At 40.6% G+C, this 14,395-nt stretch carries 13 protein-coding genes and 1 tRNA gene; 7 read left to right on the top strand and 7 right to left on the bottom strand.

Annotated elements, in window-relative coordinates:
• Positions 1 to 123: 123 nt before the first annotated feature.
• A complete protein-coding gene (locus WKU26_RS08445) occupies positions 124 to 621 on the top strand; it encodes an NUDIX hydrolase (protein ID WP_340321651.1) in 498 nt (165 codons plus the stop codon).
• A 406-nt stretch (positions 622 to 1,027) separates the two neighbouring features.
• Here the strand turns inward: WKU26_RS08445 and WKU26_RS08440 are convergent, their stop codons facing one another.
• The 3 genes from WKU26_RS08440 to WKU26_RS08430 form a co-directional block, all read right to left on the bottom strand.
• Positions 1,028 to 1,495, bottom strand: a complete 468-nt coding sequence (locus WKU26_RS08440) for a nucleoside deaminase (protein ID WP_269877081.1) — start codon at positions 1,493 to 1,495, stop codon at positions 1,028 to 1,030.
• The gene (hisS, locus tag WKU26_RS08435; RefSeq protein WP_340321650.1) at positions 1,492 to 2,868 is read right to left on the bottom strand and encodes a histidine--tRNA ligase; all 1,377 of its coding nucleotides are present in this window, start codon (positions 2,866 to 2,868) and stop codon (positions 1,492 to 1,494) included. The genes WKU26_RS08440 and hisS overlap by 4 nt, the downstream gene beginning before the upstream one ends.
• Before the next feature lie 115 nt (positions 2,869 to 2,983).
• A complete protein-coding gene (locus tag WKU26_RS08430; RefSeq protein ID WP_340321649.1) occupies positions 2,984 to 3,658 on the bottom strand; it encodes a zinc metallopeptidase in 675 nt (224 codons plus the stop codon).
• Between the two features lie 273 nt (positions 3,659 to 3,931).
• Between WKU26_RS08430 and WKU26_RS08425 the strand changes: the two genes are divergently transcribed.
• A tRNA-Lys gene (locus WKU26_RS08425) sits at positions 3,932 to 4,004 on the top strand.
• A gap of 41 nt (positions 4,005 to 4,045) precedes the next feature.
• Here the strand turns inward: WKU26_RS08425 and WKU26_RS08420 are convergent.
• Positions 4,046 to 4,759, bottom strand: a complete 714-nt coding sequence (locus WKU26_RS08420; RefSeq protein ID WP_340321666.1) for a Dph6-related ATP pyrophosphatase — start codon at positions 4,757 to 4,759, stop codon at positions 4,046 to 4,048.
• A gap of 195 nt (positions 4,760 to 4,954) precedes the next feature.
• On the opposite strand from WKU26_RS08420, the gene cls reads away from it, so the two are divergent.
• From cls to WKU26_RS08395, 5 genes are all read left to right on the top strand, one after another.
• Positions 4,955 to 6,253, top strand: coding sequence for a cardiolipin synthase (gene cls / locus WKU26_RS08415; RefSeq protein WP_340321648.1), 1,299 nt, complete (start codon positions 4,955 to 4,957; stop codon positions 6,251 to 6,253).
• Between the two features lie 346 nt (positions 6,254 to 6,599).
• Entirely contained in the window at positions 6,600 to 7,553 is a 954-nt protein-coding gene (gene metF, locus WKU26_RS08410; protein WP_269877124.1) for a methylenetetrahydrofolate reductase [NAD(P)H], read from the top strand.
• A gap of 8 nt (positions 7,554 to 7,561) precedes the next feature.
• Positions 7,562 to 8,686, top strand: a complete 1,125-nt coding sequence (locus tag WKU26_RS08405) for a DNA polymerase III subunit (RefSeq protein ID WP_340321647.1) — start codon at positions 7,562 to 7,564, stop codon at positions 8,684 to 8,686.
• A gap of 52 nt (positions 8,687 to 8,738) precedes the next feature.
• On the top strand, positions 8,739 to 10,184 hold the full coding sequence (locus WKU26_RS08400; RefSeq protein WP_340321646.1) for a PSP1 domain-containing protein: 1,446 nt from the start codon (positions 8,739 to 8,741) through the stop codon (positions 10,182 to 10,184).
• Complete coding sequence (locus tag WKU26_RS08395; RefSeq protein ID WP_340321645.1) at positions 10,174 to 10,656, top strand: gliding motility lipoprotein GldH; 483 nt, start codon at positions 10,174 to 10,176, stop codon at positions 10,654 to 10,656. The genes WKU26_RS08400 and WKU26_RS08395 overlap by 11 nt, the downstream gene beginning before the upstream one ends.
• On the opposite strand, the gene rodA is transcribed toward WKU26_RS08395, so the two are convergent.
• The 3 genes from rodA to mreD are packed head-to-tail and all read right to left on the bottom strand — an operon-like array spanning position 10,612 to position 14,391.
• A complete protein-coding gene (gene rodA / locus WKU26_RS08390; RefSeq protein ID WP_340321644.1) occupies positions 10,612 to 12,063 on the bottom strand; it encodes a rod shape-determining protein RodA in 1,452 nt (483 codons plus the stop codon). The genes WKU26_RS08395 and rodA overlap by 45 nt on opposite strands.
• A complete protein-coding gene (mrdA, locus tag WKU26_RS08385) occupies positions 12,044 to 13,894 on the bottom strand; it encodes a penicillin-binding protein 2 (RefSeq protein WP_340321643.1) in 1,851 nt (616 codons plus the stop codon). The genes rodA and mrdA overlap by 20 nt, the downstream gene beginning before the upstream one ends.
• The gene (gene mreD / locus WKU26_RS08380; protein WP_340321642.1) at positions 13,891 to 14,391 is read right to left on the bottom strand and encodes a rod shape-determining protein MreD; all 501 of its coding nucleotides are present in this window, start codon (positions 14,389 to 14,391) and stop codon (positions 13,891 to 13,893) included. The genes mrdA and mreD overlap by 4 nt, the downstream gene beginning before the upstream one ends.
• Between the last annotated feature and the right edge of the window lie 4 nt (positions 14,392 to 14,395).

Raw genomic sequence — 14,395 nt, 5'->3', positions numbered from 1 at the left:
TTTATTCTATTAAAGAAACTGATAGTGTTTCACAGACTTAGTTTTCTTCCTTTTTGTCTCTTACAGTAAACGTCTGTGGGGAAAAAGCTTTATCTTTACAAGCCTAATAAATAAGCAATAAGTATGATAGACAACAACGAAGAAATGTTCCCGATTGTAGACGAAGAGGGAAACATCACGGGAACTGCCACACGAGGAGAATGCCACAACGGAAGCAAATTGCTGCACCCTGTAGTACACTTGCATGTATTCAACGAAAAGGGAGAACTCTATTTACAGAAACGTCCGGAATGGAAAGATATCCAACCCGGGAAATGGGATACCGCAGTAGGAGGACATATCGACTTAGGAGAAAGTGTAGACATTGCCTTAAAACGGGAAGCACAGGAAGAGTTAGGCATCAGCGAATTTACCCCTGAACGACTGATTCATTATGTATTCGAATCAGACCGGGAAAAGGAGTTGGTTTTTTGCTTTAAGACAACTTACAATGAAACAATCTCCCCTAGCGAAGAATTGGACGGAGGAAAATTCTGGAGTATAGAAGAGATAAAGGCCAACCTGGGAAACAATATCTTTACTCCCAATTTTGAAAATGAATTCAAGAAGCTCGGCTTTTGAAATCTCTTTGCAACAGTCCGCAAACGAATAATTGATTTATATCAAGAATTCGGCCTTTTATCCTCATTTTATGCTTTACAACATACTACAATAACCCCAAAAGCAGTATTTTTGTGTTGTAAAACATAAAAACGAGGTAAAAAGACTATGATGAAGATTAAAGACATCCTTAAAAGAGGATTAGAAGAAATGCAAAAAAACAATATCCATGTAATTGGATATGGAGCCAGATAAATTACTGGCATTACAAAAAGATTAAAGTAAAAAAGGATAACAATTAAGCACAGTACTCCAAAGAAAGTACTACAAATGTATAGCTTACATGCTATACATTATTAAAGAGTAAAGAACAAAGCAAATGAAAAGATGAAGGCTGTTTTCCGAATGAAAAACAGCCCTTTTTATTTTAATATTCTACCTTATCTTCTTTGGCTTCCCAACTCTGGAAGGCGCGAATAGCCTCTTCAGGCAACAGAACTTCCGATTTTAGCCTGCGATCGGCAGGTTTCAAGTCCAGTTCCTCATAAATAAAAGCATCATCAAATCCTATGGCAGCAGCATCTGCCTTATTATTACCATAATACATACGATCTAAATGAGCCCAATAAATAGCTCCCAAACACATCGGACAAGGCTCGCATGAGGTATAGATTTCACATCCGCTCAAGTCAAACGTATTCAGTTTTTTTGCAGCAGCACGAATTGCACTCACTTCGGCATGTGCCGTAGGGTCGCAATCGGGAGTCACCCGGTTTACTCCTGTTGCTACAATTTCACCATTACGTGCAATTACAGCTCCAAACGGACCACCACCTTCAGCTACATTGCGTTCGGACAATTCTATTGCCTTACGCATCAGTTCTTCTTTTGTCATATTGATTCTGATTTAAGGATTGCTTCCACCAGTTCATCAGGAGTAATAAGAGCCTGCTCTCCGGTAGTCATGTTTTTCAGCATTACCTTACCTTCGTTCATCTCTGTTTCACCTACAATAGCTACAAACGGAATAGCTTTGTTGTTTGCATAGCTCATCTGCTTTTTCATTTTTGTGCTGTCCGGATATACTTCTGCACGAATTCCGGCTGCACGTACCTTCGATAAGATAGGCAATACATAAGCTGCTTCCGCTTCTCCAAAGTTTACAAACAGCAACTGAGTAGCGTTTACCGAATTCTTCGGATATAAATCCAACTGATTCAAAACGTCATAAATACGGTCTGCTCCAAAAGAAATACCAACTCCCGACATTCCGTCCATGCCAAATACTCCTGTCAGGTTGTCATAACGTCCACCACCGCTGATACTTCCAATCTGAACATCCAGTGCTTTTACTTCAAAGATAGCTCCTGTATAATAGTTCAAGCCACGCGCCAATGTCAAATCCAGTTCCACATCTGCCTTCACTCCAAGCGAAGCTACAGTCTTCAAGATAAACTCACTCTCTTCCACTCCCTTCAATCCTGTTTCGCTGGCAGCCAAAACGGTCTTTAATGTTTCCAGTTTTTCTTCGTTCGAGCCACTCAACAGAATGATTGGCTGCAACTTGTCGATAGCTTCCTGCGAAATTCCTTTTGAAGCCAGTTCTGCATTGACATTATCCAAACCGATTTTATCCAGTTTGTCGATGGCTACAGTGATATCTACAATCTTGTCTGCCTCACCGATAATTTCTGCAATACCAGTCAGGATCTTACGGTTATTAATCTTGATAGATACGCGAATGCCAAACTTGCCGAATACTGCATCAATCATCTGTACCAGTTCTACTTCGTTCAGCAGCGAGTTACTGCCTACTACATCGGCATCGCACTGATAAAATTCACGGTAACGTCCTTTCTGAGGACGGTCTGCACGCCATACAGGCTGTATCTGAAAACGCTTGAAAGGGAAACTGATTTCATCACGGTGCATCACCACATAACGGGCAAAAGGAACAGTCAAATCGTATCGTAATCCTTTTTCACAAAACTTGCTTGCAAGCTTCACCGCATTGCGGCTCAACAATTCTTCATCAGTCAAACCCGAGAAGTAGTCACCCGAATTTTGTATTTTAAACAACAGTTTATCTCCTTCTTCACCATACTTACCCATCAATGTAGATAAGTTTTCCATTGAAGGAGTTTCAATCTGCTGAAATCCATACAAATAAAAAACTTCACGAATCGTATTGAATATATAGTTGCGTTTCGCCATCTCTACAGGCGAAAAGTCTCTTGTTCCTTTAGGAATACCCGGTTTTGTTGCCATAATACAAATCAATCTTTAAGTTCAATGCACAAAATTACATGAAAAGAATAAAAAAACCAACCGCTTATCAAGTAAACAGTTGGTTTTCTATATTCTTTAATCGACAAATGAGTTATTACTCTCTACGATTTGTAAAAATCATGATATAATATACTAAAGTAGCCAAAGAACTCAACGCAGCCACTACATAAGTATATGCAGCCGATTTCAAAGCATCCTGAGCCTGAGTATGATTATAAGCATTCGTCACTCCAGCACTACTCAACCAAGCCAAAGCTCTACGACTCGCATCAATTTCTACAGGTAATGTAATGAAACTGAACAATGTAGTCATGGCAAACAGACAGATACCGATTAAAAGCAGCTGAGGGAAAGTGTTGACCATAAAAATACCGGCCAGCAACACCCACGACATAATAGAAGAAGAAAACTGTACTACCGGAACTAAAGCCGAACGCATCTGCAAAGGAGCATAGGCACGTGCATGCTGTACGGCATGTCCACACTCATGGGCTGCAACAGCTGCAGCTGCTACACTACAGGTATTATAAACTCCTTCACTTAAATTTACAGTTTTATTTGTAGGGTTATAATGGTCTGTCAGCATACCGGGAGTGCTTATCACCGTTACATCGTAAATACCATTGTCGCGCAACATTTTTTCTGCCACCTCTCTTCCTGTCATTCCATTATCCAAAGCAAGACGGGAATATTTCTCAAACTTACTTTGCAGACTAGCTTGTACAATATAACTAATGATGGCAATACCAATAAATAAAATCCAATACATATAATACTTTTTCTTTAAATTAATATCTGCTCTATCTTCTACAAATATATTGCCAAATATACCGAAAAAACAGAACCTGACAAATCTGTCAGATTCTTTTGACTATTATTAAAGATATTCTTAATACTTCTTTAAACTTATTAGGCTCTCATTTTCAGCGATAAAGAAAAAAAGTTATAAAAAAGATATATTTTTTTGCCATAATATTTGGTGGTTTCAGAAAAACCTCATACCTTTGCACTCGCAATCAGGAAATGAATGCAACAGAGGTCTGATTCGCTAGCTCAGCAGGTAGAGCACAACACTTTTAATGTTGGGGTCCTGGGTTCGAGCCCCAGGCGGATCACTCAAAAAAAAAGAGTTACTTTCCAGTAACTCTTTTCTTATTTATATATCTTTACATTCCAAATCGGCAAACCAGTACGTAAATTTTCGTATACTGCCATCTTCCATCCGAATATCATAACTTTCAGAAAAAGGTCTTCCTAACCGAAATGGTACAGGCCAGCGATATATCGGACCATCATAACAAAAAGTATGATACTCCCCATTTTCTCCATTCGGATCTACATAATCCGGTAAAGAATCTACAAAACAACGGTCAATCAGTTTTCCTATAGCCGCTTCCCCCAACCCGTCTGCCATAGTGGTAACAACAACAGTTTTCAAGCCTGAAGACAGAAAGTCATCCATTATCTCTTTCGAAGTTTTTCCCCAAAGCGGTTCTACCACTTCAATACCATAAGGAGAAAGTTGTTGTTCTCTATAAACACGCACATCCCGCAAAAATATATCACCAAAAATAAAATGTGTAACCCCCTCTTTTTTAAAGTGCTTTACGACATTTTCCATAGCCGAAGAATAATCTTCCATTCCTCCTTGAGGAGTCAAATCGACTATATACAAAGGAAAACCTATACTTTCCGCCTGTTTTTCAAGTAGAGACAAAGGAATACCATGCATAGTAGAACGATGTGTATCACGATTTACAGTAGTAAGCAAAGCTACTACTTCATATTCTCCCGTCTGAATTATTTTCCATAAAGCATGAGCTGAATCTTTTCCTCCACTCCAATTGAATACGGCCTTTATTTTATCCATCATCAAAACATTTATAGTTTATAATCGGACACGAATATAAAAAAAGTTGATGATAAAAAAACATTTTTACGCTTCAGACTGTCTATTTATCTGAAAATACAGTCAAAACAACGTATTCGGAGAAAACTCTAAAAAAGAATTATGTGCTTTGAATAATAATCAATAAATTTGCCACCCATAAATAATTTTTGCTACATGAATATAAAAAGCAAGCATACTACGTATATTCTTAGTTTTCTGTTTATCCTAACAAACATTCCTTTTTCTTTACAGGCCCAACAAACATTCACCAACCGGTACGAATCCGATATTCTTTCGTCCGATTCAATATTTGCCCGGTATCTTCACAAACAAAATATTCCTATTACAGCCAACAACGAACTGACTTTACTAACTAGTGGAAAGGCCAAATTCAATCATCTGTTCAAGGAAATAGACAAGGCAAAAGATCATATTCATCTGGAATACTTCAACTTCCGCAATGACTCCATAGCTAAAGAACTTTTCACCCATCTTGTACACAAAGCCAAAGAAGGGGTAGAAATCAGAGCCATGTTCGACGCGTTCGGCAACATGTCAAACAATCGTCCGCTCCGCAAAAAGCACCTGCAAATGTTACGTGAGCAAGGGGTAGAAATCGTTACATTCGATCCAATCCGTTTTCCCTATCTCAACCATATAGGCAGCCGTGATCATCAGAAAATTGTAGTAATAGACGGTATAGCCGGATATACGGGAGGTATGAATATTGCCGATTATTATATCAACGGTCTTCCTAAAATCGGAGCATGGAGAGACATGCATGTCTATATAAAAGGTCCTGCAGCCGAAGAGCTACAAAAGGCATTTCTTACAACTTGGAACAAAGAAACCAAAGAGCATATTGAAGGAAGTGAATTTTTCCCTTACACACGCGACTCACTGATTCTTCCACCGGCTCATGCAGGCGGGCAAGTGGCTATTGTACAGCGTATACCCAAGAAGGCTCCTAAAGCTATACGCCATGCTTACATTGCAGCAATTGATGCAGCTCAATATAAAATTCAAATTATCAACCCCTACTTTACTCCAACAAGAAGCATCCGGAAAGCTATCAAACGAGCTGTTGAACGGGGAGTACGGGTCGAAATTATGATTCCGGGGAAATCGGATATTCCATTCACCCCAGATGCAGCCTTCTACATTGCTAATAAACTGCGAAAAAAAGGAGCACACATCTATGTATATAACGGAGGATTCCATCATTCCAAAGTCATGACCGTAGACGACCGCTTCTGCACAGTAGGTAGCACAAACCTGAACAGTCGGAGTCTGCGATACGACTATGAAATCAATGCATTCATTTTCGACCTTAATATCACAGATGAGCTGAATCAGCTATTCAAAAAAGACAAGTTGAATAGCACAATATTGACAAAAGAGGAATACAAGAAACGCAGTACATGGAAACGGTTCACAGGATGGTTTGCCCATCTGTTTACTCCTGTACTTTAAGTTCAATATAATCTTCTAAAAACATACAGACAGAAAGACCGAATACCTCGGCTTTCTGCCTGTATGTTTTCTTTTATAAACCCGGACACGTCTTTCGATGTCACCCTTTAGGCTTAAGCCGGATATAACAAAGTCCTTATCTCCCGCATGAAAACTACAGAATCGCTATATAAATAATTACACAACTCTCATTCTGTAGCCAAAGAGTATCATCCACAAGCAGCTGAAGGTCTGCTTATTCTTTACAGTCCGCATTTTTTAGCTGACATATCCCCTATAAATATAATATTTTTCTTATTTTTGCCTACTATGTTATATTAGCCTTAACAGGCACAAAGATGATAGAATGAGAGTTATAGATTTAATAAAATCAACAGAAAAAACAGCATTTTCTTTCGAAGTACTGCCCCCTTTAAAAGGAACAGGAATAGAAAAACTATATCAAACCATTGATGCATTACGCGAGTTTGACCCTAAATATATCAACATTACTACTCACCGAAGTGAATATATCTATCAAGAATTGGGAGATGGATTGTATCAACGTAAACGTATTCGCCGTCGCCCGGGAACAGTAGCAGTAGCTGCTGCTATCCAAAACCGCTACGGTATTACAGTAGTACCCCATATATTGTGTAGTGGCTTCTCTCGTGAAGATACTGAATATGTACTGCTCGATCTGCAGTTTCTTGGCATTACCGACCTGCTGATACTCCGTGGCGATAAAGCCAAACATGAAAACGTATTCGTACCCGAACCAGGAGGATACTCACATGCATTGGAGCTTCAACAGCAAATCAACGATTTTAACCAAGGAGTATTCGTGGACGGTTCTCCTATTAAAGCACCGGTACACAAATTCAGCTATGGAGTAGCCTGTTATCCGGAAAAACATGAAGAAGCCCCTAACATCGATCAGGATATCTACTGGTTAAAAAAGAAAGTAGAAGCTGGGGCAGAATATGCTGTTACCCAATTGTTTTATGATAATCAGAAATATTTCGACTTTGTAGAACGAGTTCGTAAGGAAGGCATTCAGATTCCTATTATTCCGGGTATCAAACCATTTTCCAAGCTGTCTCAGCTTACGGTTGTACCCAAGACCTTCAAGGTAGATCTTCCTCAAGAACTGGCACAAGAAGCATTGAAATGCCAGACTGACGAACAAGCCAAAGCTTTGGGTATAGAATGGTGCATCAACCAATGCAAAGAATTGATTGCACACGGAGTACCCAGTATTCATTTCTACACAGTAGGTGCTACTGACAGCGTACGCCAGGTAGCAGCACAAATATATTAATATAGCTCATGTTTTTTAAGGACGTAACAGGACAAGAACAGGTCAAAAGACAATTAATAGAATCAGTACAACATAAAAAAGTGGCTCATGCCCTTCTGTTGTGCGGACGACAAGGGAGCGGGAAACTGCCTCTTGCTCTTGCCTATGCCCGATACTTGTGTTGTGAATCTCCTAACGAACATGATGCCTGCGGAGTATGTCCTTCATGTGTAAAAATGAATAAACTGATTCATCCCGACATACATTTTGCTTTCCCCATCGTCAAGCAAAAAGCCGGAAAAGATAGTGTATGCAATGACTTCCTGCCTGCATGGAGGGAAATTATCTTACATTCTCCTTACTTCGGTCTTCCCGACTGGTTGGAAAAAATGGGAGCAAGCAATCAACAGGCACAAATTTTTGTACGCGAAAGCGACGAAATACAACGGAAGTTGGCACTAAAGGCCAGTCAGGGACAATTTAAGGTGATGCTTATCTGGCTTCCCGAAAAAATGAATGCCGAATGCAGTAACAAACTACTGAAATTACTGGAAGAACCACCCGCAGGCACCGTTTTTCTCTTGGTAAGCGAAGAACCGGAATTATTGCTTCCTACGATTCGAAGCCGTACACAACGCATCAATCTGCCTCCACTGTCTGAACACGAAATCGCTCAGGCTTTGGAAGAGCGATATAGAATTCAGCCCGATGATGCACGTGAAATAGCTCACCAGGCTTCCGGTAGCATGCGACAGGCACTAGAAGCCATCCACCTGAGCGAAGAGCACAAGGTGTTCTTCGATTTGTTTATCAGACTCATGCGCTCCTCATATGCACGGCGTATTGTAGAGATGAAACAATGGAGCGAGCAAGTAGCATCTATGGGAAGGGAAAGACAGAAAAACTTTCTTTTTTACTGCCAACGCATGATACGGGAAAACTTTATCTACAACTTCCATCTTCCGGATATGAATTACATGACGCAGGAAGAACAGCAGTTTGCCGTACGTTTTTCTCCCTTTGTCAACGAGCGAAATGTGATTGGCATTATGGAAGAACTGGCAGAGGCTCAAACACACATCGAACAGAATGTAAACGCAAAAATAGTATTTTTTGATTTTGCACTGAAAATGATTGTATTACTGAAAGGCTGAAAACAAATTATAGACAGAAAGCCGACCATATCGGCATTAAAATATATAAACTATGAGCAAATTCTTACTAAAAAACGGAAGCGGCTCCTTGTGTTGCAAAGGCTGCGGACGACAAGATAACAAACTCAACACTTACGACTGGCTGGCAGATATACCCGGAAATGCCGAAGAACAGGATATGGTTGAGGTACAATTCAAAAATACCCGAAAGGGATACTTTAAAAACAGCAATCGCCTGCCATTGGAAAAAGGTGATATTGTAGCAGTAGAAGCCAGTCCGGGACATGATATCGGTACCGTAACACTGACGGGCCGACTGGTTCCTCTACAGATGAAGAAGGCTAATATCAAACCGGATGCAGAAATTCGCCGCGTATACCGAAAGGCAAAACCGGTAGATATGGAAAAGTACGAAGAAGCCAAATCGCGCGAACATAATACCATGATTCGTTCACGTCAGATTGCAGCCGACTTGGGCTTGCAAATGAAAATTGGTGATGTGGAGTATCAGGGAGACGGTAACAAGGCTATCTTCTATTACATTGCAGATGAACGTGTAGACTTCCGTCAGCTGATTAAGGTCCTGGCAGAAGCGTTCCGTGTGCGTATCGAAATGAAACAAATCGGTGCCCGACAGGAAGCCGGACGAATTGGAGGTATCGGTCCCTGCGGACGTGAATTGTGCTGTGCAACTTGGATGACAAACTTTGTGTCAGTGTCTACCAGTGCGGCTCGTTATCAAGATATTTCACTGAATCCACAAAAGCTGGCTGGCCAATGCGCAAAACTGAAGTGTTGCCTGAATTACGAAGTAGACGCCTACGTAGAATGCCAGAAACGTTTACCAAGCAAAGAACTGACACTGGAAACTATGAATGGCACATATTATTATTTTAAGGCAGACATCCTGAAAGGAACCATCACCTACTCTACCGACAAGAGTTTCCTTGCCAATGAAGCCACCATTACAGCCAAAAGGGCTTTCGAAATCATCAATATGAATCGCCGTGGTGAAAAACCAGAAAAGCTGGAAGATATTTTCAGACAGGACAATGCTCGTCCAAAAGATTTGCTTGAACAGGAAAGTCTGACCCGTTTTGACAAGAGTAAAAACAGCAAAAACAAAAAGAAAAAGAAAGCTGAAGCTGCTCCTATAGAAAAAAGCGGTAATAAACCTGCAACTCAGCCAGTAAAAGAAGCGCAGACAGATAAACCTAAAGAAAACCGCACACGGGATAATCAGCCAAAAGAAAAGAATCGTCCTCCACAACCCAAAAACAATAAAAACAAGGATGATGCGGCAATAAAAGCGACAGAAAAACAGGAAACTGCAGGTGAAAGTACAGAAGAAAAGACACAACGTCCAGCCCGCAATAACCGCAACCGTAATAACCGGCGCCCGAAAAACAATAACCGCAATCAAAACAAGGAAAAAAACAATTCCGGACAAAATACAACAGGAGCCTCTGAGCAAGGCAATACAAGTCATGAAGAATAAATGGATATTCTGCCTCTTCTCTGTACTGTTCGGTATCACAGGATGTAGAAACAGTACGGTTTATCATACTTACCAGCCAACCACCGAAAAGGGTTGGCTGAGTAAGGATACACTATATTATGCTTTACCTACCGATATTCTTCCAAACAACTTCAAGCTAAATATCTGTATACGACATACAGAATTATATCCATACAAGGATATATGGGTTGAAGTAGGATGCAAGGAAAATCCAGCAAAAAAAGATACATTTCATTTATATCTGACCGACCAGAAAGGACGTTGGACCAGCAATACCACCGGACGTTTATATCAGTGCAATTTTGATAAAGGAAATCTGAATCTATCTTCTCAAGACAGTACTCTATATATTATCCACTTGATGAGCGACTCGATACTGACAGGTATTCATGATATGGGAATCCGTTTATCGCTCCCGAGCCGCGTCAATACGGAGGAAAACAAAAAGTAAGATTGTAAATCCCCATAAAGAAGAACCTCCATAACTGAAGAAAGGAAGCGGAATACCAATTACAGGTGTCAATCCAAGCACCATACCGATATTGACGAACAGATGGAAAAAGAAAATACTCAATACTGAATATCCATAGATACGCCCAAACCGGGAAGTCTGCCGCTCTGCCAACATAATGAGACGACAAATTAAAATAACAAACAGAAGAATAACAGCAGACGAGCCCAAAAATCCTTGTTCCTCACCTACAGTACAAAAGATAAAGTCTGTATCCTGCTCCGGTACATACTTAAGTTTTGTCTGAGTTCCATTCAGAAAACCTTTGCCAGCAAATCCTCCAGAACCAATCGCAATCTTACTTTGGTTTACATTATATCCGGCTCCGGTAGGATCATCTTCCATCCCTAACAGAACTTCAATACGAATCTGCTGGTGCGGCTCCAGTACATTATTGAACACATAATCAGCCGAGAAGAAGAAACCTATCGAGCAAATAGAGAACAACATAACATACAGATAGTTGGCAAATCGTTCACGCAAAAAGAGATACAGTAAATAACCCACTAAAGCCACACAAACAACACCCTGCAACCAAGCCACATCGAATGGAATGACATACAGAGAAAAAAGAAGTCCCAGAAACACTGTTCCCCCTCCATAAAGTAGAATTATATTTACCGCTTTCTGATTACGGCAATAAGCCTTAACCAATAGAGCAGAAAATAAGATTATCAAGCTAAATACCGAAAAGGCTCCCCACGACGTACATTCATCCGGCATCATCACTGCGTTAAATCGTATTCCTACAATAAAATAAATGACAGCACAAACTCCTGCAAATAGTACAGAACCCGTCATTCCTTCACGATACAAAACCAAAAAGAAGGCAAAATAGACCAATGCAGAGCCTGTTTCCCGCTGAAGAATAATCAAGATCATCGGAACAAATATCATACCCAAGCATATCAGCATATGCTTAGTACGCTCAATTGAAAAAGTATATTCGCCCATAAACTTGGCCAATGCCAAGGCCGTCGTAAACTTTGCAAATTCAGCAGGCTGCAAACTGACAGGTCCCAATACAATCCACGACCTGGAGCCTTTGATCTCATGAGGATTGAAAATAGTACCGAAGAGCAACAGCAGCAGAATACCATAAAATAAATAAGCATACGTATCGTAAAAACGAGCATCCAGCATCAGAAGAACAAAGCCAAGCCCCAACGAACAGCCAATCCACATCAACTGTTTGCCGGCACGTGTCGTAAAGTCAAAAAAGTTAGGCTCTCCATAATCATAACTGGCTCCACACACACTCAACCATCCACATAAGACAAGAATCAGATAAAGTCCAATTGTCCACCAGTCTACTGTTTTCCAGATACTATCTCTCGTGTATACCATAATCTATTCTTCGCTGTTGAATATCTGTAGCCAACACCTCATCTTCCGGTGACAGCTTTCCTTTTAAATATTTCTCAATCATCAGTTTTCCGATAGGAACTCCATAAGTAGCTCCCCATCCTCCATTTTCAACATACACGGCAATGGCTATTTTCGGATTGTTCATCGGAGCAAACCCCATAAAGGCAGAGTGGTCTCTTCCATGGTTCTGTGCAGTACCGGTCTTACCACAAACTTCTATATCCGGAAGATTCGCAGCCCGACAAGTTCCACCCAATACTGCATTTCGCATTCCTTCAACTACCTCATCGTAATGCACCTTATCTACCATGGTATATCGCTTTTCCTTATATTCTGGAGCAAGAGACTCTCCTTCTATCTGTTTTACCACATGAGGGGTAATAAAATAACCCCGATTAGCAATGGTAGCTCCCAGGTTAGCAATCTGCAAAGGTGTTGCAGTAACCTCTCCCTGTCCGATAGCAATACTAATAATGGTCAGTCCATTCCATGATCCTCGATAAGCCTTGTCATAATAACCCGCATTAGGAATCATACCGCGTTTCTCTCCCGGAAGATCAATGCCCAATGTATATCCGAATCCCATTGAAACCATATAATCACGCCATGTATTCATCGCTTTCTGCACAGAACCATATTTTTGGCGTGCCCCTATCATATAGTACAATCCCCAACAAAAAAATCCGTTACACGAAGTAGCAATAGCAGGAACCAGCGACAGTGGAGAAGGATGCCCATGACAACCTACGTGCAGACCTCTATACGAAAAGCCACCTACACAAGAATAAGAAGTACCTGTCGTAATGATTCCTTCCTGGAGAAAAGTCAGTGCCTGAGTAGTCTTGAAAGTAGAGCCCGGAGGATAAGTCCCCATAATAGCACGATTCAGCAAAGGTTTCCATGGATTTCGCGCCATTTCCAGATGATTTTTTCCTCGGTTACGTCCCACCATCAGACGAGGATCGTAGGTAGGAGAAGAAACCAGACATAAAACTTCACCAGTAGAAGGCTCTATAGCTACAATACTGCCAATCTTTCCTTCCAGCAAGCGTTCCCCCAACATTTGCAGTTCGATATCCAAACTTAATGTCAGATTCTTTCCAGGAACAGATGCTTTATCGAAAGCCCCATCCATATAGTTTCCCTGAATACGGCCACGAGCATCACGTAACAGAACTTCTACTCCCTTTTCCCCCCGCAATTGCTTTTCGTAAAAGCTCTCTACTCCTAATTTACCGATAAAATCTCCCGGAGCATAATATTCATCTGCTTCCATTTCCGATTTGGAAACTTCTCCGATATCACCCAAAATGTGTGCTCCCGCATTATAATTATACTGGCGTATCGTCCTTCGCTGTATATAAAAGCCCGGAAACTTAAATTGTTTCTCTTGAAAAACGCCACATTCCTCGGCAGACAACTGGGATAAAAAAACCTGATTTGTATAAGGAGAATATCCCGGATTAAGCTTTCTGTTTTTCAGGTCACGAAAACGTTTCCTCAAAAAATCCGGTGTAATTTGTAATGTACGACAAAGGTCTAATGTGTCTAAAGAAGTGATTTCTTTCATTACTACCATAATATCATAAGCCGGCTGGTTATAAACCAACAGTTTATCAGTACGGTCGTATATCACCCCCCGACTGGGATATTGCACTTTTTTCAGAAAGGCATTGCTGTCTGCATGTTTCTTATAATCATCGCTCATAATCTGCAATACGAACAGACGCACAATAAAAAGCAGTGCTACGACAAGCACCGCACCACCTATCACGTATTTTCTCCGTTCCAGATTATAATCTCTTTTCACTTCTTTCCCGATATATAATTAACACATAAAATAAACAAGACAGTCATAATCACATCGGATACCACTTTCAACAGGAACAGCTTCCAACTGAATAATGAAAAGGTATCAAGAAGATGTAAAATAAATACATAAAGAAACGTACAGGTCAACACGTATCTTAAATAAGGTAAAAACCCTAGCTGACGCATATCAGGGACAGCTTCTTCCGGAATATCGCGTACCGTTTGTATACGCAAAAGAGGGTGACGTACAAAAGCAAGAAAAGTAGCTGCAGCCGCATTCATCCCCGGGGTATTACAAAAAAGATCGATAGCCAATCCAAGAAAAAAAGCCCAACATAGCAATGATTTTCGAGACACATTTACATCCAAACTGAGTATAAAATAAATATAAAACAAGGGGGTTGCATACTCATAAATATGGATATGATTAAGAACCAGTACCTGAAGTAGTACCAATCCCACAAACCACAACAAGCGTTGCATTAACTGTACCATTGCT

Origin of the sequence: Phocaeicola sp. HCN-40430, assembly GCF_037890285.1 — a bacterium.
Classification (GTDB): Bacteria; Bacteroidota; Bacteroidia; order Bacteroidales; family Bacteroidaceae; genus Phocaeicola; species Phocaeicola acetigenes.
This window is presented reverse-complemented; position numbering and strand designations above follow the sequence as displayed.